Source organism: Amycolatopsis sp. CA-126428, from assembly GCF_002904335.1.
Lineage (GTDB): Bacteria > Actinomycetota > Actinomycetes > Mycobacteriales > Pseudonocardiaceae > Amycolatopsis.
This window is the reverse complement of the sequence record NZ_PPHF01000038.1, coordinates 152,798-174,736: the sequence shown is the minus strand read 5'-3', so window position 1 is coordinate 174,736 and position 21,939 is coordinate 152,798. Positions and strand designations below refer to the sequence as shown.

Genomic DNA, 21,939 nt, shown 5'->3' with positions numbered 1-21,939 from the left:
ACTACCCCACACGCTGCATGGCCTTTTCCCGCCGCTCGGCCAGCGACGAGCCGGCCTCGCGCCGCGCCATGCGGCGGAGCAGGACCGGGGCCAGCGCCAATCCGATCACGGCCCACGCGACGAGCACCGCGAGGGTCGGCAGCGGCCGCCAGGACTGGCCGATCTCGACGACGACCGCGCTGTCCGGCAGCAGCGCCGAGCGCATCCCGAGGCCCAGCCAGTACATCGGGAACACCTGCGCGATGTCCTGCACCCACACCGGCAGCGCCGTGATCGGGTAGAAGATCCCCGAGATCGCGCCCAGGCCCATGATCGGCAGGGTGATCAGCCCGATCGAGCGCGGGCTGCTGGTCAGGGACCCGAGCGCCGCGCCGATCGGCATCGTCGCGATCATGCCGACCAGCAGCACCCCGAGCAGGTGCAGGTACGACCAGACGCCGTCCGGCGCCAGCGTGGAGAACACGAACAGGCACGGGATCAGGACCGCGATCAGGCCCGTGAGCTGGGCGAGCGACAGTGCCGTCGTCTTGCCGAGCAGGTACCCGAGCATCCCGTTCGGCGTCGCCTTCGCCCGCAGCAGCGTGCCGTCCTCGCGGTCGACGGCCAGGTAGCCCGCCGCGCCGGTCAGCCCTTGGAACACGATGCCGGCGCCGAGCACACTCGGTACGGTCGCGGCGCCGAGCGAGAACGACGTGCCGGGCAGGGTCGCGTTCCGCATGAAGAACAGCGTGCCGAGGAAGAGCGTGACGAAGACGAGCTGGCCGACCACGTCGTCGAGGTTGGTCCACGTCTGCTTGAACTCGATCCAGCCACGGGCCAGCCCGTTGCGCAGTGTCGCTGTCCTGGCGTTCATCGCGCACCCGCTTCCTGGAGGCCGAGCTCCGTCTCGCCGCCGGCTTCGGCGCGGTGGACCAGCGTCATGTAGGTGTCCTCCAGCGACGCCCGCCGGACCTCGAGGTCCGCGACGGCCTCGCCGTGCTGCTTGAACAGGTCGTAAACGTACTTCGTCGCTTCGGTCGTCGAGTGGACGAAGCGCTGCCCGCCGACGCTCCAGCGGACCTCGGCCTCGCCGGAGATCTGCCGGCTGAGCTGGTCGGCCGAGCCGTCGGCGATGATCCGGCCGCCGTTGAGGATGAGGATCCGGTCGGCCAGCTTCTCGGCCTCGTCCAGGTCGTGCGTGGTCAGCAGGATCGTCGTGTCGAGCTCGTCGGACAGGCGGTGCACCAGGTCGTGGAACTCGCGCCGGGCCTCGGGGTCGAAGCCCGCGGTCGGCTCGTCGAGGAACAGCAGCTCGGGGCGCCCGACGATGCCGATGGCGACGTCGAGCCGCCGCCGCTGCCCGCCCGAGAGCTGCTTGAGCTTCTTGTGCGCGTGCTCGGTGAGCCCGACCGTCGCGATCAGCTCGTCGGTGTCCCACGGCCGCTGGTGCGACGCCGTCGAGTACGGCGCGTAGTACCGGCCGAGGTGCGCGAGCAGCTCGCGGACGCGCCACTTCCCGTGGTCACGCCAGGACTGGAGCACGACCCCCAGCCGTGCCCGCCAGTCCTCGCCGCCGTGCGCCGGGTCGACGCCCAGCACGCTCACCTCGCCGGCCGACCGCATGCGGAAGCCCTCGAGGATCTCGATCGTCGTCGTCTTGCCCGCGCCGTTCGGCCCGAGCAGGCAGACGACCTCCCCCCGGTACGCCTCGAATTCGACGCCGTGGAGCACGTCGATCGCGGCGTACCGCATCCGCAGCCCGCGCACGCGGACGACGGGATCGGACGGATCTCTCATCACGGTCACCCCCATCTGACTGATGCGATTGAATGTAGCACACCTACTACATTTAATCAGACTTCTGCGGTACCGGGAACTTGACCCACGGTCACCCGGTTCGCCGGGCATGGGAACTTGGCTGGGGCTCGCCCTTCCGGGCGGCGTGGTGATCCTGCTGGTCATGGCCGCGATCGAACTGCGGCCGCGCAAGAACGGCTCGCGCTTCAAGGCGCGGCTGTCCGCCACCTCCATCGAAGAAGCCACCGCGTTCCTCTACGGGACCAAGCGGCGTGAGCTGGAACACCGGGAAACGATGTCGATGCTCGTCGAGCAGGACGCCGAAGGCGCGCCTCCTTGGCGTGACGTGGACCTGGACGCCGGAACGGCCCGGATCCGGCCGCGTTCGGACCCGCCGGAGCCCCGGAACGGCCAGCTACAGTGACCTCATGCCGACCCCAGCACGCGTGCGAGCCGACGCGTGCCCCGGTGTTTTCGCACCCCACGACGCCGCCGACGGCCCGTTGGCGCGGGTGCGGCTGCCCGGCGGCACGATTTCCGCAGTGCAGCTGCGCGCGCTGGCCGACGCGGCCGAAGCCTGCGGCGACGGCGACCTCCACCTCACCTCGCGCGGCAACGTCCAGCTCCGCGGCGTCACCAAGCCCGGCCTCGCGGACCGGCTGACCGGAGCGGGTCTGCTGCCTTCGTCGTCGCACGAGCGGGTCCGGAACGTCCTCGCGTCACCGCTGAGCGGAGTGCGCGGCGGCCTCGCCGACGTCCGCGGCCTGGCGGCCGCGCTGGACCTGGTGCTGTGTTCGACGCCGGAGCTGGCGGCTCTGCCCGGGCGGTTCCTCTTCGCCTTCGACGACGGACGCGGGGACGTCGCCGGCGAAGGCGCCGACGTCTGCTGGCGCGCGACGGGCCCTGCCGAGGGAACGCTGCTGCTCGCGGGCGGCGACACGGGACGACGAGTGGCCCGCGCCGACGCGGTGGCGGTGCTGATCGAGGTGGCGCTGGAGTTCTGCCGGGTGCGAGGCGCCGCCTGGCGCGTCGCCGAACTCGACGACCCGGCCTGGCGCGGGACGCCGGTGCCGCGGACCGCGGCCGAGGTCCCGGCCGGGCTGATTCCCAAGGACGGCAGCGGCTTCGCGGCCGGTGTCGTCCCGCGCTTCGGGCAGCTGTCCGCGACGCAGGCGCGGGCATTGGCGGAGTGCGGGACGGCGCTGGTCACGCCGTGGAAGTCACTGGTCCTGCCGGACGCGCCCACCGACGTCTTCGAGCGGCTGGGCTTCGGGGGCGAGGCGTTGGGGACCACCGCGTGCATCGGCCGTCCGGGCTGCGCGAAGTCACGCGCCGACGTCCGCGCCGACGCGGTGTTCCGGCCGGGCCTGCGCGCGCACTTCTCGGGCTGTGAACGGCGGTGCGGAAGGCCGTCGCAGTCCTATGTGGACGTTGTCGCCGAAGCGGGGGGCTACCGCATCGACGGCCGCTGGGTGCCGCTCGACGAGATGGAAGGGAAGCTGTGATCGACTACCTGCGGGACGGTGCCGAGATCTACCGGCACTCGTTCGCCACGATCCGCGAGGAGGCGGACCTGGCGATCCTGCCCGACGACGTGGCCGGGCTGGCGGTCCGGATGATCCACGCCTGCGGCATGGTCGATCTGGTCGACGACCTGCGCTACACGCTCGACGTCGTCGAGTCCGGCCGCGCCGCCCTCGAAGCGGGCGCACCGATTCTGTGCGACGCGCAGATGATCGCCAGCGGCGTCACCCGCCGTCGCCTGCCCGCGAACAACGAGGTGCTCTGCACGCTCTCGGACCCGGCGGTGCCCGGTCTGGCCGAGCGGATGGGCACCACGCGCTCGGCCGCCGCGCTGGAACTGTGGCGCGACAAGCTGCCTGGTTCGGTGGTGGCCATCGGCAACGCGCCCACGGCGTTGTTCCGCCTGCTGGAGATCCTCGACGAAGGCGTCGGCGCGCCCGCGGCGATCATCGGCGTCCCGGTCGGTTTCGTCGGCGCGGCGGAGTCCAAAGAGGAGCTGGCCAAGCGCGCCCCGGCACCGTACTTGGTGGTGCACGGCCGGCGAGGCGGCAGCGCGATGGCCGTCGCGGCGATCAACGCCCTTGCGAGCGCCGAAGAATGACCGGAACGCTGTACGGCGTCGGGCTCGGCCCCGGCGACCCGGAACTGATGACGGTCAAGGCGGCGCGCCTGATTTCCGAAGCCTCGGTGATCGCCTACCACTGCGCGCGGCACGGCCGGAGCATCGCGCGGTCGGTCGCCGAGCCGTACCTGCGCGAGGGGCAGCTCGAGGAGAAGCTCGTCTACCCGGTCACGACCGAGACGACCGACCACCCGGGCGGGTACGAGGGCGCGATCGCCGACTTCTACGAGCTGAGCGCGAAGCGGCTGGCCGAGCACCTCGACGCGGGCCGCGACGTGGTCCTGCTCTGCGAAGGCGACCCGTTCTTCTACGGCTCGTACATGTACATGCACGAACGGCTTTCCGGCCGCTTCGAGGCGGTGGTCGTCCCGGGCGTGACGTCGGTGAGCGCGGCGTCGTCGGTCTTCGGCCGCCCGCTGGTGCAGCGCGACGAGGTGCTGACGGTGCTCCCGGGCACGCTGCCGGCCCCGGAACTGGCCCGGCGCCTCGCCGACACCGACGCGGCGGCGGTGCTGAAGCTGGGCCGGACGTTCTCGTCGGTGCGAGAGGCGTTCGCGGAGGCGGGCAAGCTGGACGACGCCGTCTACGTCGAGCGCGCGACTTGGGGCCAGCAGCGCATGGAGCCGTTGGCTTCGGTGGATCCTTCGACGGTGCCGTACTTCTCGCTGGCGTTGCTGCCTTCGCCGGCTTACGCGTCACGTCAGTCTTCGCCGGCTTCCCCTCCGGCTGCCGCGCCTTCGGCCGGTGAGGTCGTCGTCGTGGGTCTCGGCCCGGCCGGTCCCGAGTGGCTGACGCCCGAAGCTGCTGCGGAGCTTGACGCGGCGGAGCACGTCGTCGGGTACGGGCCGTATGTCGCGCGGGTGCCGCAGAAGGCGGGCCAGCAGCGGCACGCGTCCGGCAACCGCGTCGAGGCGGACCGGGCCCGCGAGGCGTTGTCCTTGGCCGCGTCCGGCTCCCGGGTCGCGGTGGTGTCCTCGGGCGACCCGGGCGTGTTCGCGATGGCGTCGGCGGTGCTGGAGCAGGTGTCCGCCGGGCACGGCACCGGCGTCCGGGTCCGGATCGTGCCCGGAGTGACCGCGGCCCAGGCGGCGGCGTCCCGGGTGGGAGCCCCGCTGGGCCACGACTACTGCGTGCTGTCGCTGTCGGATCGGCTGAAGCCGTGGGAGATCATCGAGAAGCGCCTCGACGCGGCGGGCGCGGCGGACCTGGTGCTGGCCCTGTACAACCCGGCGTCCCGCACCCGGACGACCCAGCTGGCCGACGCGCGTGCCGTGCTGCTCCGCCACCGTTCCGCGGACACCCCGGTGGTGGTGGCCCGGGACGTCGGCGGCCCGGAGGAGGACATCCGCATCACGACGCTGGGCGACCTCGATCCGGCGACGGTGGACATGCGGTGCCTGCTGATCGTGGGCTCGTCGAAGACCCGAGCGGAGAACGGCACCGTCTGGACGCCCCGCAGTTACTAGTCTGCCGCGGCTTGTCGTGAGTGGTAAGGCGGGTTAGAACCCGCCTTACCACTCACGACGGTCAGCGCGTCGGGTCCTTGCCGTTCGGCTGCCGCGGTCCCGGTCCCGGTGACCACCAGCCCGGCACCGTCTTCTCCCCGTGCACCACCGTCGGCGCGATGCCCTCGGTGAACGGCTCGATCTGCAGCAGCTGGCCCCACGACTGGCTCGGCTGGCCGATCAGGTAGCTCGGCACCTCCGGCTCCTCGGCCAGCTCCTCCAGCCAGCCGATCGGCCCGCCGTTCGTCGAGGACGCCCACTGGGCCTCGTCCGCCAGGCCACCCGCCGTGATGCGGTAGTCCGGGACCTGCGAGATGCCGTCGTGGGACGTCACCGGCTGGACGCACGGGTACACGAACGACGCCGGCCAGTCCACGTACACCGGCTTCGAGCCGATGCGGTCCGTCAGCGTCGTGAACGTCGGGACGCGCGGGGCCGAGGCCGCGATCCAGCCGTCCTCGGTCAGGTCGTTGTCGACGATGTTGACGCGGACCGCGTTCGTCTCCGGCGGCAGGTCGCGCAGGTTGATGCGGGTGTCGTTCCAGCCGTTGGTGCCCGCGCCCGGCGGGAGCATGAACTGGCTGCGCAGGACCTTCACGCCGTCCGGGGTGTCGACGCCGTAGTCGAGGCTGACCGACGTCGGACGGCGGGCCGCGCCCGCCGTGGCCACCACGATCTGGCCGTCCGCCGGCTTCTCCGTCAGCGCGTACCAGTCGCTGCGCAGCCGCCCGGCGCGCGTCTCCGGGTCGAGGTAGCTCGACCACATCGGCACCTTTTCCGGCGTGAACCCGTGCGGGGGCTCGGCCAGGGGGTCCTTGTCGTCGACCGGGCGGGTGTGGAAGCCGGTCTGGACACGGCCGTTGTCCTGGTCCGGGTTCGGCAGCGGGGAGTCCGGCTCCTTGACCTTCTCCGCGACGGTCCGCTGCTCGGCCTGCGGGTGCAGGATGCTCGTCGCCGCGTCGCGCTCGACCATCACGTGGTCGGAGAGGTTGCAGCTCTTGCCGAACAGGTGCCCGATGTTGGCCGCGCCGAGGCTGTAGCTGCCGGACTGGTTGTGGATCGCCCACGCCATCGTGACGAACTCGCCCGCCGCGACGAGGCCGCAGACCACCACGAGCGAAAGCGACCCGAGCCGCAGCGCGCGCAGCCGGCCTTCCTGGGGCTGGTCCGGCAGGCCCGGCCGGTGCGCGCGGACGTTCTCGACGAACGCGTACACCCCGGCCACCGCGGCCGCGACCAGCAGGATCGTGGACAGGCCGATGCCGCCGATCGACGGCGCCACGTTCGTCCACTGGACACCGAGGCGCGAGACGAACCAGTAGGTGTTCGGGCCGGTCGCCGCCAGCGCGGCGACGACCAGCAGCCCGGCGAGGAAGGCGGCGCGGTTGCGTTTGGACCGCAGGACCGTCGAGCTGGTGGCGAGCGCGGTCAGCGCCGCCATCGACGCGCCGACCGCGGCGAACGCGCCGAAGTGGTGCGTCCACTTCGTCGGCGTCAGGGCCAGCAGCAGGAAGAACACCGCCGTCGTGCCGATCAGGCGGCGGGCGGGGCCGAGCGACGCACCGGGGATGCGGCCGCGGCGCAGCAGCATCACCAGGCAGGTCGCGGTGCACAGGACGACCAGCAGCACCGGGAACCGGCGTGGCGCCGAGCCGTCCGGCAGGTCGGCGAACAGCAGCTGGTAGCGCGCGAGCTCCTGGAACCACGACAGGTTCGGGCCCACCTGGGTCCGGATCCGGGTCGCTTCCTGCACGGTCGCGAAGGTCTGGTCGGCGAACACCACGACCAGCACCAGCAGCCCGGCCGCGGCGACCGGCGCGAGCACCGGCAGCCAGCCGCTCTCGTTCGCGCGCTGGCGCACCAGCTTGAACAGCGGCCGCGCGGCGACCAGGAACGGCGCCACCGCGATCAGCCCGGTCGGCGTCGCGGCCAGGGTGAACCCGGCCGCGGTCAGGCCGAGGCACAGGGGCAGCAGCCGCCGCGTCACCAGCGCGCGCTCGACCGCGCAGATCGCCAGCAGCGAGCCGAGCGCGGCCACCGGTTCCGGGCGGACGCCGTTGTTGTAGGGCATCCACCAGATCAGGAAAACCGTCGCGGCGGCCCAGCCGGCCGGGCTGCTGGTGCGGATCTGGGTGCCCAGCCGCGGCATCACCTCGCGGCTGATCAGCAGCCAGCTGAGCACGCCGAGCAGGAACGACGGCAGCCGGATCCACGGCGGCACCACGCTGACGTGCGCCATCAGCTCGAAGAGGTGGTAGAACCAGCCGAACGGCGCCTCGGCGACGCCGAACCAGCGGTGGTAGTTCGTCAGGTAGCCGGTCGCCTCGGTGACCCGGGCCATCGTGAGGATGTAGCCGTCGTCCGAGGTCACCGGCCCGATGAAGACCCAGGCGCCGAGCGCGACGATCACCGTCACGTCCCGCGCCGTCAGCCGCCACCAGCCGACCGGCGCCCAGCGCGGGGCGCGGCGCGCGAAGCCGGAGTCGCGGCGCCAGACCGCGATCAGGCAGCCGATGAGCGACAGCACGGCGAGCACGCCGACGAGGATCTTCAGCGCGGTCGGCGACGTCTGGTACCGCGTGTCCGGGACGACCGAGACGTGCAGGCCGGCGATCGGGTCCTTGCTCGAGTTGATGGAGGAGTAGATGCCGACGACGCGGGGACGGACGTCGCCGCCCGCGTGGAAGATCGGTGTCCCGGCGACGGCGAGCGTCATCTGCGTCGCGTCGACGTCCAGTTCGACGTCGCACTTTTCGGCGGGCAGCGGCTGCTGGGCGATCTGCTGGCCCTGGCTCGAGGCGAGCAGCACGCCGTTGTCGACGCGCAGCTGCATGCCGACGCCGTTGCCGGCCTTCGGGTCGGTGCGGCCGTCCGGCACGGTGGCGAAGAGCAGGCCGGGCCCGTTCGTGCGGGCGTCCACCGAGCGGATGGCCGCGCACGGCAGCTCGGCACGCAGGTCCTGGGCCCAGTACCCGGTCAAGGGCGCGTTGACGGAGCGGGTGTCGCTGCCGGTCGGCCAGACGACCTCCGCCGTGTCCTGCACCACCGGCAGGAAGGGGAAAGCCAGCGCGCACAAGGCCGAGAGCAGCCCTAGCGCTACGGCAATCAGACGCATCGGCGCAACGCTAACGGGTCAGACGTCGGCGGCTGACGCAGCCCCCGGGTCACGTGGGGTGAATCGCCCGTGGTGTATCGCCGCGGCCAGGGGCCGGCGGCTGCGCCAGCCGTGGCGCTCCAGGTCCGGCACGGTCTCCAGCTTGCTCACCGGCCCCACGCAGAGCCACGCGACCGGCCGGACGCCGTCCGGGATGCCGAGCAGCTCGCTCAGGAACGGCTCGCGGTAGAAGCTGACCCAGCCGGTGCCCAGGCCCTCGGCGGTCGCGGCGAGCCAGAGGTTCTGGATGGCGAGGCACACCGAGTACAGGCCGGCGTCGGCGATGGCGTGCCGGCCGAGCACGTCGGGCGCGCCGCGCGCCGGGTCGTAGGTGACGACGACGCCGAGGCTGGCCTCGAGGATGCCTTCCACCTTGATGTTCGCGAACGTGCTCGCGCGCTCTTCGCCGAGCTGCCCGGCGAAGACCTCCCGTTCTTCGTGGACGTGCTTGGCGAACTTCTCGCGCGTCCCGTAGTCGTCGACCAGCACGAAGTCCCACGGCTGGGTGAGCCCGACGCTCGGCGCGGCGTGCGCGGCCTCGAGGATCCGCGTCAGCGTGGCTTCGGGGATCGGCGCGCCGGTGAACTCGCCGCGGACGTCCCGCCGCTTGCGCAGGACTTCGTAGAACTCTTCGATCATCGGTGCAGAACCCATTCGACGGCTTCAGGAACGGTTTCGGCGGTCTCCGTGTGCGGCCGGGGCGGCCGCCGGACCACCACGACGGGCTTCCCGAGTTCGCGGGCCGCCGTCAGCTTCGCTTCGGTTTGCGGGCCGCCGGAGTCCTTGGTGACCAGGACGTCGACCCTTTCGAGCAGCCGGCGCTCGGCTGCCACCTCGTACGGCCCGCGGGCGAGGAGGAGCTCGTGGTGCCGCGGGAGCGGCGGCTCGGGCGGGTCGACGCAGCGGATCAGGAACCACAGGTCATCGAGGTGCGCGAACGCCGGCAGACCTTGGCGGCCGCTGGTGAGGAAGACGCGTTCGCCCAGGTCCGGCAGGCGGCGCGCGGCGTCGGCGAGGTCGTCGGCCCAGTGCCAGGTGTCCCCGGGGCCCGGCCGCCAGCCGGGCCGCGCGAGCCGGAGGAGGGGGAGTTCCGTCAGCTCCGCCGCTTTTGCCGCGTTCGCGCCGATGCGCTCGGCGAAGGGGTGCGTGGCGTCGACGACGGCTTCGATCCGGTTTTCGCGCAGGTACCGCGCCAGGCCGTCCGGGCCGCCGAAGCCGCCGACGCGCACTTCGCCGGCGGGAAGCCGCGGCCGTGCGACGCGTCCGGCCAGCGAAGTGACAACGCGGACTTCGCGCGCGGTGAGCGCTTCGGCGAGCTGCCGGGCTTCGCCGGTCCCGCCGAGGATGAGGATCACGAGGAACGCCCGTAGCCGACGGCTTCGCGCCAGCGGTCCAGCGTACGCAGGTTGGCGAGGGTCTCCGCCCAGGTCAGCTCGGGCGCCTGCCGGTCTTCGACGTGCGCGGCGACGTGGTCCGCTTCGCGCGCGAAGACGCCCTGCGTGGCTTCGACCTCGATGACCTCCGGCTCGCCGCCGGCCGGGGTCAGGATGATCTGCGAGACGCCCGGCTTGCGCAGCGGGTGGATCCACGCGGGCTGCGGGATGTGGATCTGCCCCAGCGAGCCGAAGACGTGGATGCCGTCCTCTCGGGTCAGCCGGATCCCGCACGAAATCGTCGCGAGGATGTCCCCGGGCAGGCGCAGCAGGCCCGTCGCCCACTCGTCGACGCCGGTGGCGGACAGGTGCGCCATCCCGCTGACCTCGGACGGTTCGACGACGTCCTGCCCGGTCGCGGCCTGCGCGACCAGCCGGGCCAGCGACGTGCAGTAGCAGCCGACGTCGAGGATCCCGCCGCCGCCGAGCGCCGGGTCGCCGAGCCGGGCTGTCTCCTCCGGGTTGCTGTCGAAGGAGAAGGTCGTGTCCACCGCGCGGACCTCGCCGATGGCGCCGGACGAGATCAGCTCGGCCAGCCGCCGCGTCTGCGGGTGCAGCCGGTACATGAACGCCTCCATCAGGAAGACGTCGTACGCGCGGGCGGCCGCGATCACCTCCTCGGCATCGGCCGCGGTGATCGTCAGCGGCTTCTCGCACAGCACGTGCTTCCCGGCCTCGGCGGCGGCGATGGCCCACTGCTTGTGCATCGCGTGCGGCGTCGAGACGTACACGGCGTCGATGTCCGGGTCGGCGAGGAGCTCTTCGTAGCTGCCGTAGGCCTTCGGGATGTCGAAGCGCGTGGCGAAGTCCCGCGCGCGCCCGGCGTCCCGCGCCGCGACGGCGCCGAGGACGCCGTGCTTGCTTTCGTCGACGCCCGCGGCGAAGTGGGCGGCGATCGTCCCGGCGGCCAGCAGGCCCCAGCGCAGTTCCGTCACAACGACTCCGGTTGGTTCGCCCGGTCACGGGCACTCGAGTAGAGGAAGCTGTCGGGGAAGTCGGTCGCGGCGAGCACCCGCCCGACGAAGATGGTGGCGGCGCGCGTCATCCCGGCTTCGCGGACCAGCGCGGGCAGCTCGCCGAGCACCCCGCGCACGACGGTTTCCCCGGGCTGGCTCGCGAGCGCGACGACGGCGACGGGACAGTCCGCGCCGTAGTGCGGCCGGAGTTCCCCGGCCACCCGCTCGACGTGGTTGATCGCGAGGTGCAGCGCGAGGGTGGCCCCGGTTGCGGCAAAGGCGGCGAGGGTCTCCCCGGGCGGCATCTTGGTCGAGCGGGCCTGGACCCGGGTGATCACCAGGCTCTGCCCGATTTCGGGCACGGTGAGCTCCCGCTTCAGCGCGGCGGCCGAAGCGGCGAAGGCGGGCACGCCGGGGACGACGGCGTAGGGAACCCCGGCCGCGTCCAGCCGCCGCACCTGCTCGGCGACGGCGCTGTAGAGCGACGGATCCCCCGAGCACAGGCGCGCGACCTCGTGCCCGGCGCGGTGGGCCTCGACCAGCCTCGCGACGATCTGCTCGAGGCTGAGGTTCGCCGTGTCGACGAGCTCGGCCCCGGGCGGGCAGTAGGCGAGCAGATCGGGCGGCGTCATGCTGCCGGGGTAGAGGCAGACCCCGCACCGGGCGAGCAGGTCCCGGCCCCGCACGGTGATGAGGTCGGCAGCCCCCGGCCCGGCGCCGATGAAGTGCACGGTCATCGGTTGCTCCACTGCGTCACGACCCGAGCCGGGGTCCAGCCCGTGAAGCCGCCCAGCGGGGCCGCCTTCTCCACACCGATCCGCAGCAGCTCCCCTCCGTGCTCCTCGTACGCGCGCGCCAGGACCTGCTCGGCCTCCAGCGTCACCCCGTGCGCCACCACTCGTGCGCCCGTGGCCACGCACGCCTCCAGTACGCCCGGCGCCGTCACGCCGCCTCCGATGAAGACCGCGTCCGGTGCGGGCAGCGCGCTCAGCGCTTCCGGTGCTTCCCCCGCCACCACCTCCAGTTCCGGTACTCCCAGGTCCAATGCGTTCCGGGCGATCCGCTCGGCCCGCTCGGCCGAACGCTCGATCGCGACCGCGCGGTTGAGCCCGTGCAGCCGTGACCACTCGATGCCGACGCTGCCCGCGCCCGCGCCGACGTCCCACAACAGCTCGCCGGGACTCGGCGCGAGGCGGGCCAGCGCCGACACTCGCAGGTCGCGCTTGGTCAACTGCCCGTCGTGGGCGTACACGTCGTCCGGGATGCCGATCAGCGGCAACGCCGGACCCGCGCACGCCAGCGCGAACACCGTCAGCGGTCCGGGATCGCCGGCCCAGCCGTCGGAGATGCGCTCGTCGGGCCCGCCCAGGTTCTCCAACGCGATCAGTTCGCTCTCGCCATAACCCCGCACGGTGAGCAGGGAGCGCAAAGCGGGCGCGTCGGCACCCAGGACGAGCACTCGCCGGCGCGGCGCCAGAACCCGGGCGACGCGGGCCGACGACCGGCCGACGATGGTGACCACCTCGGTCTCCTCGGCGGACCAGCCCAGCCGTGCCCGGGCCAGTGTCACCGAGGAGAGCGCAGGCAGCGCCTCGACCTCGTATCCATGGGCCACCAGTGTGGCACCCACCCCCGACAAAAACGGATCACCGCTGGCCAGGACGCAGATCCGGGCGCCTTCGTGCTCCGCGATGACCGCGTCCAGCCCCGGCAGCAACGGCGTCGGCCACGCCTGCGCCGGGACCTCCTCGGGCAGGTAGGCCAGCTGCCGGGGCGCACCCAGCACGACGTCGGCGGCGAGCACCGCGGCCTTCGCCTGTTCCGACAGGCCGGGCCAGCCGTCCGCCCCGATCCCGACCACGGTCAGGCGGTTCGCGGAGCCCGCCTCCGCCGCGGATCGACGTGATTCTTCGCGCACGATTTCCCACCCTAAGCGAGGCGGCCGCTGTGCGATGATCGGCCGGTCGCCGAGCTGGAGGAGCGCCTTTGAAGCCGTACCCGTTCACCGCCGTCGTCGGGTTGCCGGACCTGCGCCTGGCGCTGGTCCTGTCCTCGATCTCGCCCGCGGTCGGCGGGGTGTTGGTGCGCGGAGAAAAGGGCACCGCGAAGTCGACGATGGTCCGTGCGCTCGCCGGCCTCCTGCCGGGTGTCGACGTCGTCGGCGGCTGCCGGTTCTCCTGCGATCCCGCGGCTCCCGACCCGCTCTGCCCGGACGGCCCGCACGACGGCGCGACCGGCCACCGGCGGCCCGCGAAGCTGGTCGAACTGCCGGTCGGCGCCGCCGAAGACCGCGTCATCGGCTCGCTGCACCTGGAACGCGCGCTCGCCGAAGGCGTCACGGACTTCCAGCCCGGCCTGCTGGCCGCCGCGCACCGCGGGCTGCTCTACGTCGACGAGGTCAACCTGCTGCACGACCACCTCGTCGACACGCTCCTGGACGCCGCCGCGATGGGCCGCGCGACCGTGGAACGCGAAGGCGTTTCGGTCTCGCACGCCGCGCGGTTCGTGCTGATCGGCACCATGAACCCCGAAGAGGGCGAGCTGCGGCCGCAGCTGCTGGACCGGTTCGGGCTGACCGTCGAGGTCGCCTCCAGCCGCGATCCGGAGCAGCGCGTCGAGGTCGTCCGCCGTCGCCTGGCCTACGAAGCCGATCCCGACGCCTTCGCCGCGCAGTACGCCGGCGAAGACGCTCAGCTCGCCGCGGACATCGAAGCGGCGCAACGGCTTCTGCCCGCCGTCAAGCTCCCCGACGACGCTCTGCGCCGGATCGCCGAGGTCTGCGCGTCCTTCGAGGTCGACGGCATGCGCGCGGACATCGTCACCGCGCGGACGGCGGTCGCGCACGCGGCCTGGGCCGGCCGTGACGAGGTGACCACCGAAGACGTCCGCGTCGCCGCGCGGCTCGCGCTGCCGCACCGGCGCCGCCGGAACCCGTTCGACGCGCCGGGGATCTCGGAAGAGCAGCTGGAGCAGGCGCTGCAGGACGCCGAACCGGACCCCGGCCCCGAAGACGACGGCCCTGGCTCAGGTTCGGCGCCGTCCCAAGACGAAGTTCCCCAGGGCAGCGAAAACGCACCGCAAGGTGAACCGAAGCCGCAGAGCGGCGGGCAGCAGAAGACCGTCGGGGCCGGCGAGACGTTCAAGGCACGCGTCTTCCGCGTCAAGGGCATGGGCGAGGGCGAACGCGGCCGTCGTTCGCGCGCGATCACCGACAGCGGCCGGACGATCGGCGTCCAGCCCGCGAGCGTCCGCGAGGGCCGGCCCCACCTGGTCGCGACCGTGAAAGCCGCGGCACCGCACCAGAAAGCCCGCGGCCGCACCGGTGCCGGGCTCGAGCTGCGTCCCGAAGACCTGCGGTTCGCGCTGCGCGAAGGCCGGGAAGGCAACCTCGTGCTGTTCTGCGTGGACGCGTCCGGTTCGATGGGTGCGAAGGCGCGGATGCGCGAGGTCAAGTCCGCGGTCCTGTCGCTGCTGCTCGACGCCTACCAGCGCCGCGACAAGGTCGGGCTCGTCACGTTCCGCGGCGACGCGGCCGAACTCGCGCTGCCGCCGACGATCAGCGTCGACGCGGCCGCGTCCCGCCTCGAAGGCCTCCCGACCGGCGGCCGGACGCCCCTGGCCGAAGGGCTCCTGGAGGCGGCGCGCGTGCTGCGCGTCGAGGAAATCCGCGACCCCCGGCGCCGCCCGCTGCTGGTCGTCGTCACCGACGGCCGCGCCACCAGCGGTCCCGACGCCGTCGCCCGCGCCCAGGCCGCGGCCGGGCTCCTGGCCGGCGTCACGACGGTCGTCATGGACTGCGAGAGCGGCAAGATGCGCCTCGGCCTGGCCGCCGACCTCGCCGCCCACCTCGGCGCGGAACACGTCCCCCTCGCCGATGTCGCCGCCGAATCGCTGGCGGACGCCGTCCGTGCCCGGACCGGAAGGGCCGCCTGATGCCGCAGGGCAAACCGGAAGCCGTCCCGAACGACGGCCTGACCACGCGGCAGCGCCGCAACCGGCCGCTGCTCGCCGTGCACACCGGCGAAATGAAGGGCAAGTCGACGGCCGCGTTCGGGATGGCGCTGCGCGCCTGGAACCAGGGCTGGTCGATCGGCGTGTTCCAGTTCGTCAAGTCGGCGAAGTGGCGCGTCGGCGAGGAAGCCGCGTTCAAGGCATTGGGCAAGCTGCACGACGACACCGGCGAGGGCGGGCCGGTCGAGTGGCACAAGATGGGCGAGGGCTGGAGCTGGGCGCGCAAGTCCGGCACCGAAGAGGATCACGCTTCGAACGCCCGTGAGGGGTGGGCGGAGATCAAGCGCCGGCTCGCCGCCGAGACGCACGACTTCTACGTCCTCGACGAATTTTCTTACCTGCTCAAGTGGGGCTGGCTCGACGTCGGCGACGTGGTGTCCACTTTGGTCTCGCGGCCCGGGCACCAGCACGTCGTCATCACCGGCCGGTACGCGCCGCCGGAACTCGTCGAGGCCGCCGACCTGGTCGCCGAGATGACCAAGGTCAAGCACCCGATGGACGCCGGCCAGAAGGGTCAGCGGGGGATCGAGTGGTAGCGCGGGTGGTCATCGCCGCGCCCGGTTCCGGGCACGGCAAGACCACGATCGCCGCCGGGCTGATGGCGGCGCTGCGCGCGGCCGGGCACCGGGTGTCCGGGCACAAGGTCGGGCCGGACTTCATCGATCCCGGCTACCACGCGCTCGCGACCGGACGCCCGGCGCGCAACCTCGACCCGTTCCTGCAGGGGGAAGACCGGCTGGTTCCGTTGCTGCGGCACGGTTCCGCGGGCGCCGACATCGCCGTGATCGAGGGCGTGATGGGCCTGTTCGACGGGGCACTGGGCACCGAAGGCTACGCCTCGACCGCACACGTGGCCCGGCTGCTCGACGCGCCGGTGGTGCTGGTCGTCGACGCCTCGGCCGCCTCCCGCAGCGTCGCCGCGACCGTCCTCGGCTTCGCCCACTACGACAACCGCGTGCGGCTAGCCGGGGTCATCCTCAACAAGCTCGGTTCGCAGCGCCACCTCGACGAGATCGCGTCCGCGCTGGAAGCGACCGGTGTTCCGCTGCTGGGGGCGTTGTACCGCAACGAAGAGATCCACGCGCCGAGCCGTCACCTCGGGCTCGTCCCGGCGGCGGAACGGGCCGCGGAAGCTCAGCACGTGCTGCCCGCGCTGGCTGCGTGGGTGCGCGACGGCGTCGATCTCGACGCGATCGTCCGGATCGCTTCCGGGGCGCCGGGGCTTTCTTCGCCGCCGTGGGAGCCGTCCGGGGTGGATGGTCCGCGGGTGACGATCGCCGCCGCCGGCGGTCCGGCGTTCACCTTCCGCTACACCGAAAACATCGAGCTGCTGGCGGCTTGCGGCGTCGAGGTCGTGGACGTGGATCCGCTGCGTGATGAGGCATTGCCCGACGGGTGCGCCGGCCTGTACTTCGGCGGTGGGTTCCCCGAGGTGCACGCGGCGGAACTGTCGGCGAACACGGCGTTGCGTCGCGAAGTGGCTTCGGCGGTCCGGAGTGGAATGCCGGTGAGTGCGGAATGCGCCGGGCTGCTGTACCTGTGCCAGTCCCTGGACGGCGTGCCGATGGCCGGCGCCGTGCCCGCGGACGCCAAGATGACCGCCCGCGGCAAGCTCGGCTACCGGCGCGCGGTCGCCGTCGAGGACAACGTGATGGCGACGGCCGGCCAGCGCGTCACCGGGCACGAGTTCCACCGGACCGAGGTGACGCCGTCGCACGGCGCGTCGGCGGCCTGGGGCTGGGACCGGCAGCTGGACGGCTTCGCGTCGCCGACGCTGCACGCGTCCTACCTGCACGTCCACTGGGCGGGGTATCCCGAGCTGGCCCAGCGGTTCGCGGCGCGGGTGCGGGCGTATGGCCGTGCCTGATTACGACCTGCACCACCACGGTGATCGTGAGGTCGGGCCGGGGCTGGTCGACCTGGCCGTGAACGTCCGGCTGCCGCGCCCGCCCGCTTGGCTGCGGGCCGAACTGGCGTCCGCTTTGGACGCCCTGGCCGCCTACCCGTCCACCGCGGACGCGGTGCAGGCGGTGGCCGCGCGCCACGGCCGTCCTCCCTCGGAAGTGCTGGTCACCGCCGGTGCGGCGGAGGCGTTCACGTTGCTGGCCTCGGCTTTGCGGCCGCGCCACGCGGTGGTCGTGCACCCGCAGTTCACCGAGCCCGAAGCGGCGCTGCGGGCGGCGGGACACGCGGTCTCGCGGGTGGTCCTCGCCGAGGCGGACGGGTTCGTCCTCGATCCGGCGCTGGTCCCGGCCGACGCCGACCTGGTGTTCGTCGGCAATCCGACGAACCCGACATCGGTCCTGCACCCCGCGTCTTCACTGCTTTCCCTGGTGCGCCCCGGCCGGCTGGTCGTGGTGGACGAAGCGTTCCTGGACGCGATCCCGGGCGAGGCCGAGAGCCTGGCGTCCGGTGTCCCGGGTGTCGTCGTGCTGCGCAGCCTGACGAAGACCTGGGGGTTGGCCGGCCTGCGGGCGGGCTACGTGCTCGCTCCGGCGGATGTCGTCGAGCGGCTGCGGGCAGTGCAGGTGCCGTGGTCGGTGTCGACGTTGGCCGGCGTGGCGACCGTGGCGTGCTGCCGGCCGGCCGCCGTGGAGGAAGCGGAAAAGCTGGCGGTCGCGGCGGAGTCGGACCGCGAGTACCTGGTCTCCGGCCTGACCGCGGCGGGCGTGCCGGTGCTGGGCGACCCGCGCGGCCCATTCGTGCTGGTCCGCGTCCCCGACGGCGCTTCCCTGCGCGCGCGCCTGCGTGAGGCGGGCTACGCGGTGCGGCGGGGGGACACGTTCCCCGGCCTCGGCCCGGACCACCTGCGGCTGGCGGTCCGGGACCGCGCGACGACGGACGCGTTCCTGGCGACTTTGCGAGAAGTTTCGTAAACACCGACAGGGGGTTGTCGTCACCGCCGCCGAAACTGGGCGCACACCGGGAACACCCGGCGTGGCAGCGGAAGGAACGACATGCCCGGATTCAACGACGTCGCCTGGTTCGAGATCGGTACCGCGGACCCGGCGGCCGCCGAACGGTTCTACGGCGAGGTGTTCGGCTGGAAGATCGCCCAGGACTCGTCGGCCAGCACCGACCCGGCCTACCGGGTGATCGACACCGGCGGCTCACGTGGCGGGCTCTCCACGGGAACGGAGGACTACGCGATCTTCACCGTGCTGGTCGAGGACGTCGACGCCACCTGCCGGCAGGTCGAGCAAGCCGGCGGCCGGGTGCAACGGCCACCGAGCGTCAACCCGGTCGGCGTGACGTTCGCGCACGTGCTCGACCCGGCGGGCAACCACTTCTCCGTGTTCACCCCGCCAAAGTGAGCTGATCGACGTCGCCGTACGGGATGTCGAGGTCCTCGGGCCGCAGCCGGCGAAGCGGCGGCACTTCGGCGGTCACGGAGTAGGAGACGATCCGGTCGGTGCGGAACGCCCGGATCTCCTTGCGCAGCCGGCACCAGGCGATGAGGTACCAGTGCGTGGGCTTGCCGACGTAGCCGAGCGGCTCGATCTCCCGCCGGGTGACGGTACCTGCGCGGTCGGTGTACCGGATGCGCAGCACGCGGCGGATACCGAGCACGTGCGGCATCGGCGGGATGGGCCCGCTGCCGAGCAGGTGGACACAGGCGGCGAGGTTCTGCGCGGCGTCCGCGTCCTCCCGCCGCATCGCGGCGACCAGCTTGCGCAGCGCGGAGCGTCCTTCGGCCCGGAAGGGAGTGGCGTCGAGGTGTCTCAGCGCGAGCGCCATGGCGACGGCCTCGGCGGGTGTCAGGTTGACCGGCGGCATCGTGTGCGCCTTGTCGAGGCAGTACCCGCCGGTGCGGCCGGCCTCGGCGTAGATCGGCGTGCCGGACTGCTGCAGGGCACTGATGTCCCGTTCGACGGTGCGGACGCTGACCTCGAACCGCTCCGCGAGCCAGCGCGCACTGCGTGGCCGCGGCGCGACGGCGCGCAGTTCTTCGACAAGGGCGTAGAGACGATCGGTCCGGTTCACGCGGATCACTGTAAGGAGGGGGTATGACAGTTTCGGTCACTTGCGGCGCTTGAGCTCCTTACGCCGGGTGTCTCGGCCGGCCGGCGGACCTAGGTCGACAACGCGACCAGAGCGGCCGCGACGGCGGCTTCGACACCGGCACCGAGGACGTCGCCGGTGATGCCGCCGAGCCGTTTGTTGCACCGCCACAGGAGCGCACCCGCGACGGCGTAGGCGAGGCCGACGGCGAGCGGCCCGCGCCACCACGGCAGCCCGGGCAGCAGCACCGCCAGCCCGGCGGCGGCCACGCCCACGGCGATCGCGGCGGCGCGCGGCACCGAGCCGGCGACGGTGGCACCGAGCCCGTCCGGCCGCGCGGTCGGAACGCCTCGTGCACACGCCATGGAGAGCGTGCACCGGCCGACGAGCACGCCCGCGGCCGCGGTGATCGGGTTGGCGGCGGTCAGGGCACCGACCTGGACGAGGAGGACCAGGACGAGGGTGGCCACCCCGGTGGGCCCGGAGTCGCCGCGGCGCATGACGTCGAGGGCCTTGGCGCGGTCGTAGGAGGCACCGAGTCCGTCGGCGGTGTCGGCGAGCCCGTCGAGGTGCAACCCCCGGCTGCCGAGCGCGACGGCGCCGAGGGCGAGCGCCGCGGTGGCGAGCGCGGGCAGCCCGGCAGCGGAACCGGCCCAGACGATCACCCCGGCGGCCGCGGCCAGCGGCAGCGCGGCAAGGGGAGCGAGCAGCATGGCCCGCCCGGCAACACCCCGATCGATGACCCGCGGAGCGGGAACCGGCACGGTGGTCAGCGTCCCAATGGCCATCCGCACGGCATCGACCCACCGGCTCACGTCGGGTTGTCCGCAGCCGCAGCCGCAGCCGCAGCCGCAGCCGCAGCCGCAGCCGCAGCCGCAGCCGCAGCCGCAGCCTCGGTCGCCGAGCGGCGTGCATCCGGCCGAACCTGGATCATCAGCCGCAACACCCGGTTCGAGGCCGGCTTGCCGATCTTCGGCCCGGGTCGCCGGGTGGCGGCCATCGCTTGCGTGGCATAGGGCTGGCAAGCGCCGTCGGGCTGCCGGTTGCGGTCCGGTTCCCGGCTGGTCGCCGACACCGGACCGCTCAGCTCCGCTGCGGTCATCTGCAGCGAGGTCCCGGGCGGGCGGACCCGGCGGGCCCGCTCGCCCCGGCTCGGAAACCGCGAGGCTACGACTGCCGGCACCGGCGGAGGTGTGGTAACCACGCCGGGAAACCATGGGGCTGCTTTCTTCATGCCAGGTCGGCCAACAGGCCCATCTCGGCCAAGATCGCGCGGGCCGCTCGCAGGGTCGGCACAGCCTGGACAGCGCCGCTGCCTTCGCCGAGCCGCAGGCCGAAGTCCAGGATCGGCTCCAGCCCCAGCGCCTTCAACGCGAACGCCTGCGAAGGTTCCGTCGACCGATGTCCGGCCAGCCACCACTGCTCCGCCCCCGGCGCGATGTCCCGTGCCACCAACGCCGCCGCGCCGGAGAAGACCCCGTCCAGCAGCACCGGAATTCCCAGCACCGCCGCCTGGACCAGGAAGCCCGCCGTCGCGGCCACGCAGGCGCTGCCCAGCGCCGTCAGCCTCTCGAACGGGTCCTCGGTCCGGCCCGCCGTCCGCGTCAACGCCGCCGCGACCGCCGCGGTCTTGCGCTCCAAGCCCGCCGCGTCGACTCCCGTTCCGGTGCCGACGACCTCCGTCGCCGGCAGGCCGAGGGAGGCCGCCACCAGCGCCGCGCACATCGCCGTGTTGCCGATTCCCATGTCGCCCGGGATCAGGACGTCCGCCTCGCGTTCCTCCAGCGCGATCGCCCGGCCCGCTTCGAACGCCGCCTGGGCCTCGCCCGGCAGCAACGCGTCCTCGACGTCGATCGAGCCCGAACCGCGGCGGATCTTGTGCGCCGTCACCGAGGCCGGCACGTCCGCGCCGTCCCAATCGACACCGATGTCCGCTACCCGCACGCGCGCCCCGACCTGGGCGGAAAGCACGTTCACGCCGCTCTTGCCGGCCAGGAACACCCGCACCATCGCCGCGGTCACCTCGCGCGGGTACGCCGAAAGCGCCGACACGCCGTGGTCACCCGCGAAGACGACCACGCGGACGTCGTCCAGCGGGCGCGGCGGCACGGTGCCGTGCGCCGCGGACAGCCAGGCCGCGATCTCCTCCAGCCTGCCCAGCGCGCCGAGCGGCTTGACCAGGCCGTCGAGCCGCTCGAGCGCGGCGGTGCGGGCGGCGGGGTCGGGCACGGGTACGTCGAACACGGGCGCCTCCTGGCTACAGGTCGAGCGCCCGGCCCGCGACGACCAGCACGACCCGGTCGGCGTCGGCGGACACCCGGTTGTTGAGTGCGCCCAGCACATCACGGAACAGCCGTCCGGACGACGTTGCGGGCACCACACCGCTGCCGACCTCGTTGCTCACCGCGACCACCGGCACACGCGCCGCGGCCCACGCGGCCAGGAAGTCCTCGAGCCGGTCGTCCAGGCGATGCTCCCAGCCCGGTTTCTGCCGCCACGCGCCGACGTCGTCCAGCACGCGGGACAGCCAGGTGCCGAGGCAGTCGATCAGCAGCGGCTCGGTCGCCGTGCGCAGGATGCCGGCCAAGTCGGTGGTCTCGACGGTCTTCCAGTTCGCCGGCCGCCGCGCCTGGTGCGCGGCCACCCGCGCGGCCCATTCGGGGTCGTCCTCGCCCGCGGGCAGGCCGGGCGCGACGTAGACGAGGTGGGAGTGGTGGGCGACGAGCCGCTCGGCGTGCCGCGACTTCCCCGAGCGGACGCCGCCGAGGACCAGCACCTTGCCTTCGTCGCGCCCGTACCGGCGGAGGGCGCGAGCCAGGGTTTCGAGATACCCGGCGAGCCGGTGCGTCAGCCCCGCCGACGGACGTTTCTTCGCGGAGGCGGCATGGGGCCCCGCCGACGTTGGCTTTTCCGCGGAGGCGGCATTGGGCACTGTCATACCCGGCATTCTGGTGCA

22 protein-coding genes are annotated in these 21,939 nt (G+C 72.9%); 9 read left to right on the top strand and 13 right to left on the bottom strand.

Annotated features, from left to right (window positions below; translation table 11 throughout):
* Position 1 precedes the first annotated feature (1 nt).
* Positions 2-853 carry an ABC transporter permease gene (locus C2L58_RS12120; protein WP_103337664.1) on the bottom strand — a complete coding sequence of 284 codons (852 nt, stop codon included), beginning with the start codon at positions 851-853 and terminating at the stop codon, positions 2-4.
* Positions 850-1,776 carry an ABC transporter ATP-binding protein gene (locus C2L58_RS12115; RefSeq protein ID WP_103337695.1) on the bottom strand — a complete coding sequence of 309 codons (927 nt, stop codon included), beginning with the start codon at positions 1,774-1,776 and terminating at the stop codon, positions 850-852. The genes C2L58_RS12120 and C2L58_RS12115 overlap by 4 nt, the downstream gene beginning before the upstream one ends.
* Positions 1,777-1,885: 109 nt before the next feature.
* Here C2L58_RS12115 and C2L58_RS12110 point away from each other — a divergent pair, with 109 nt between their 5' ends.
* From C2L58_RS12110 to C2L58_RS12095, 4 genes are read left to right on the top strand one after another with little or no spacing between them, the layout of a single operon-like run.
* Positions 1,886-2,200 carry a DUF6191 domain-containing protein gene (locus C2L58_RS12110; protein WP_103337663.1) on the top strand — a complete coding sequence of 105 codons (315 nt, stop codon included), beginning with the start codon at positions 1,886-1,888 and terminating at the stop codon, positions 2,198-2,200.
* Between the two features lie 4 nt (positions 2,201-2,204).
* On the top strand, positions 2,205-3,281 hold the full coding sequence (locus C2L58_RS12105; RefSeq protein ID WP_103337662.1) for a precorrin-3B synthase: 1,077 nt from the start codon (positions 2,205-2,207) through the stop codon (positions 3,279-3,281).
* A complete protein-coding gene (locus C2L58_RS12100; protein ID WP_103337661.1) occupies positions 3,278-3,901 on the top strand; it encodes a precorrin-8X methylmutase in 624 nt (207 codons plus the stop codon). The genes C2L58_RS12105 and C2L58_RS12100 overlap by 4 nt, the downstream gene beginning before the upstream one ends.
* On the top strand, positions 3,898-5,388 hold the full coding sequence (locus tag C2L58_RS12095; protein WP_103337660.1) for a precorrin-2 C(20)-methyltransferase: 1,491 nt from the start codon (positions 3,898-3,900) through the stop codon (positions 5,386-5,388). The genes C2L58_RS12100 and C2L58_RS12095 overlap by 4 nt, the downstream gene beginning before the upstream one ends.
* Positions 5,389-5,449: 61 nt before the next feature.
* On the opposite strand, the gene C2L58_RS12090 is transcribed toward C2L58_RS12095, so the two are convergent.
* Genes C2L58_RS12090 through cbiE form a run of 6 tightly spaced genes read right to left on the bottom strand, consistent with a single transcriptional unit; the run spans position 5,450 to position 12,888 of the window.
* Positions 5,450-8,542: an arabinosyltransferase domain-containing protein gene (locus tag C2L58_RS12090; RefSeq protein ID WP_103337659.1), complete on the bottom strand. Its 3,093-nt coding sequence runs from the start codon at positions 8,540-8,542 to the stop codon at positions 5,450-5,452.
* 18 nt (positions 8,543-8,560) lie between these two features.
* Positions 8,561-9,220, bottom strand: coding sequence for a 5,6-dimethylbenzimidazole synthase (bluB, locus tag C2L58_RS12085; protein ID WP_103337658.1), 660 nt, complete (start codon positions 9,218-9,220; stop codon positions 8,561-8,563).
* Complete coding sequence (locus C2L58_RS12080; protein WP_103337657.1) at positions 9,217-9,936, bottom strand: cobalt-precorrin-6A reductase; 720 nt, start codon at positions 9,934-9,936, stop codon at positions 9,217-9,219. The genes bluB and C2L58_RS12080 overlap by 4 nt, the downstream gene beginning before the upstream one ends.
* Positions 9,933-10,949, bottom strand: coding sequence for a Gfo/Idh/MocA family protein (locus tag C2L58_RS12075; RefSeq protein WP_103337656.1), 1,017 nt, complete (start codon positions 10,947-10,949; stop codon positions 9,933-9,935). The genes C2L58_RS12080 and C2L58_RS12075 overlap by 4 nt, the downstream gene beginning before the upstream one ends.
* The gene (gene cobM / locus C2L58_RS12070) at positions 10,946-11,707 is read right to left on the bottom strand and encodes a precorrin-4 C(11)-methyltransferase (RefSeq protein WP_103337655.1); all 762 of its coding nucleotides are present in this window, start codon (positions 11,705-11,707) and stop codon (positions 10,946-10,948) included. Before cobM ends, C2L58_RS12075 begins: the two co-directional genes overlap by 4 nt.
* Positions 11,704-12,888: a precorrin-6y C5,15-methyltransferase (decarboxylating) subunit CbiE gene (cbiE, locus tag C2L58_RS12065; protein WP_103337654.1), complete on the bottom strand. Its 1,185-nt coding sequence runs from the start codon at positions 12,886-12,888 to the stop codon at positions 11,704-11,706. Before cbiE ends, cobM begins: the two co-directional genes overlap by 4 nt.
* Before the next feature lie 68 nt (positions 12,889-12,956).
* Here cbiE and C2L58_RS12060 point away from each other — a divergent pair, with 68 nt between their 5' ends.
* The 5 genes from C2L58_RS12060 to C2L58_RS12040 all read left to right on the top strand — a co-directional run bounded on the left by C2L58_RS12060 (position 12,957) and on the right by C2L58_RS12040 (position 18,295).
* On the top strand, positions 12,957-14,903 hold the full coding sequence (locus tag C2L58_RS12060) for a putative cobaltochelatase (RefSeq protein WP_103337653.1): 1,947 nt from the start codon (positions 12,957-12,959) through the stop codon (positions 14,901-14,903).
* Positions 14,903-15,517, top strand: coding sequence for a cob(I)yrinic acid a,c-diamide adenosyltransferase (gene cobO, locus C2L58_RS12055; protein WP_103337652.1), 615 nt, complete (start codon positions 14,903-14,905; stop codon positions 15,515-15,517). The genes C2L58_RS12060 and cobO overlap by 1 nt, the downstream gene beginning before the upstream one ends.
* The gene (locus tag C2L58_RS12050; RefSeq protein WP_103337651.1) at positions 15,511-16,848 is read left to right on the top strand and encodes a cobyrinate a,c-diamide synthase; all 1,338 of its coding nucleotides are present in this window, start codon (positions 15,511-15,513) and stop codon (positions 16,846-16,848) included. The genes cobO and C2L58_RS12050 overlap by 7 nt, the downstream gene beginning before the upstream one ends.
* On the top strand, positions 16,841-17,857 hold the full coding sequence (gene cobC, locus C2L58_RS12045; RefSeq protein ID WP_103337694.1) for an Rv2231c family pyridoxal phosphate-dependent protein CobC: 1,017 nt from the start codon (positions 16,841-16,843) through the stop codon (positions 17,855-17,857). Before C2L58_RS12050 ends, cobC begins: the two co-directional genes overlap by 8 nt.
* 81 nt (positions 17,858-17,938) lie before the next feature.
* A complete protein-coding gene (locus C2L58_RS12040) occupies positions 17,939-18,295 on the top strand; it encodes a VOC family protein (protein ID WP_103337650.1) in 357 nt (118 codons plus the stop codon).
* Here C2L58_RS12040 and C2L58_RS12035 read toward each other — a convergent pair.
* From C2L58_RS12035 to C2L58_RS12015, 5 genes are all read right to left on the bottom strand, one after another.
* Positions 18,279-18,965, bottom strand: a complete 687-nt coding sequence (locus C2L58_RS12035) for a helix-turn-helix transcriptional regulator (protein ID WP_233225681.1) — start codon at positions 18,963-18,965, stop codon at positions 18,279-18,281. The genes C2L58_RS12040 and C2L58_RS12035 overlap by 17 nt on opposite strands.
* An 89-nt stretch (positions 18,966-19,054) precedes the next feature.
* Positions 19,055-19,771, bottom strand: a complete 717-nt coding sequence (locus C2L58_RS12030; RefSeq protein ID WP_103337648.1) for an adenosylcobinamide-GDP ribazoletransferase — start codon at positions 19,769-19,771, stop codon at positions 19,055-19,057.
* Positions 19,772-19,794: 23 nt separating this feature from the next.
* A complete protein-coding gene (locus C2L58_RS49195) occupies positions 19,795-20,085 on the bottom strand; it encodes a hypothetical protein (RefSeq protein ID WP_158264103.1) in 291 nt (96 codons plus the stop codon).
* 128 nt (positions 20,086-20,213) lie between these two features.
* Positions 20,214-21,227, bottom strand: coding sequence for a nicotinate-nucleotide--dimethylbenzimidazole phosphoribosyltransferase (cobT, locus tag C2L58_RS12020; RefSeq protein ID WP_103337646.1), 1,014 nt, complete (start codon positions 21,225-21,227; stop codon positions 20,214-20,216).
* A 13-nt stretch (positions 21,228-21,240) separates the two neighbouring features.
* On the bottom strand, positions 21,241-21,921 hold the full coding sequence (locus C2L58_RS12015) for a bifunctional adenosylcobinamide kinase/adenosylcobinamide-phosphate guanylyltransferase (protein ID WP_103337645.1): 681 nt from the start codon (positions 21,919-21,921) through the stop codon (positions 21,241-21,243).
* Positions 21,922-21,939: the final 18 nt, after the last annotated feature.

Excerpts from the sequence above, each read along its gene's own strand:
- C2L58_RS12120 (WP_103337664.1), bottom strand. The coding sequence starts at position 853 with ATGAACGCCAGGACAGCGACACTGCGCAACGGGCTGGCCCGTGGCTGG.
- C2L58_RS12105 (WP_103337662.1), top strand. The coding sequence starts at position 2,205 with ATGCCGACCCCAGCACGCGTGCGAGCCGACGCGTGCCCCGGTGTTTTC.
- bluB (WP_103337658.1), bottom strand. The coding sequence starts at position 9,220 with ATGATCGAAGAGTTCTACGAAGTCCTGCGCAAGCGGCGGGACGTCCGC.
- cobM (WP_103337655.1), bottom strand. The coding sequence starts at position 11,707 with ATGACCGTGCACTTCATCGGCGCCGGGCCGGGGGCTGCCGACCTCATC.
- C2L58_RS12015 (WP_103337645.1), bottom strand. The coding sequence starts at position 21,921 with ATGACAGTGCCCAATGCCGCCTCCGCGGAAAAGCCAACGTCGGCGGGG.
- C2L58_RS12090 (WP_103337659.1), bottom strand. The coding sequence starts at position 8,542 with ATGCGTCTGATTGCCGTAGCGCTAGGGCTGCTCTCGGCCTTGTGCGCG.
- C2L58_RS12110 (WP_103337663.1), top strand. The coding sequence starts at position 1,886 with ATGGGAACTTGGCTGGGGCTCGCCCTTCCGGGCGGCGTGGTGATCCTG.
- C2L58_RS12095 (WP_103337660.1), top strand. The coding sequence starts at position 3,898 with ATGACCGGAACGCTGTACGGCGTCGGGCTCGGCCCCGGCGACCCGGAA.
- C2L58_RS12115 (WP_103337695.1), bottom strand. The coding sequence starts at position 1,776 with ATGAGAGATCCGTCCGATCCCGTCGTCCGCGTGCGCGGGCTGCGGATG.
- C2L58_RS12040 (WP_103337650.1), top strand. The coding sequence starts at position 17,939 with ATGCCCGGATTCAACGACGTCGCCTGGTTCGAGATCGGTACCGCGGAC.
- C2L58_RS49195 (WP_158264103.1), bottom strand. The coding sequence starts at position 20,085 with ATGACCGCAGCGGAGCTGAGCGGTCCGGTGTCGGCGACCAGCCGGGAA.
- C2L58_RS12030 (WP_103337648.1), bottom strand. The coding sequence starts at position 19,771 with ATGGCCATTGGGACGCTGACCACCGTGCCGGTTCCCGCTCCGCGGGTC.
- cobO (WP_103337652.1), top strand. The coding sequence starts at position 14,903 with ATGCCGCAGGGCAAACCGGAAGCCGTCCCGAACGACGGCCTGACCACG.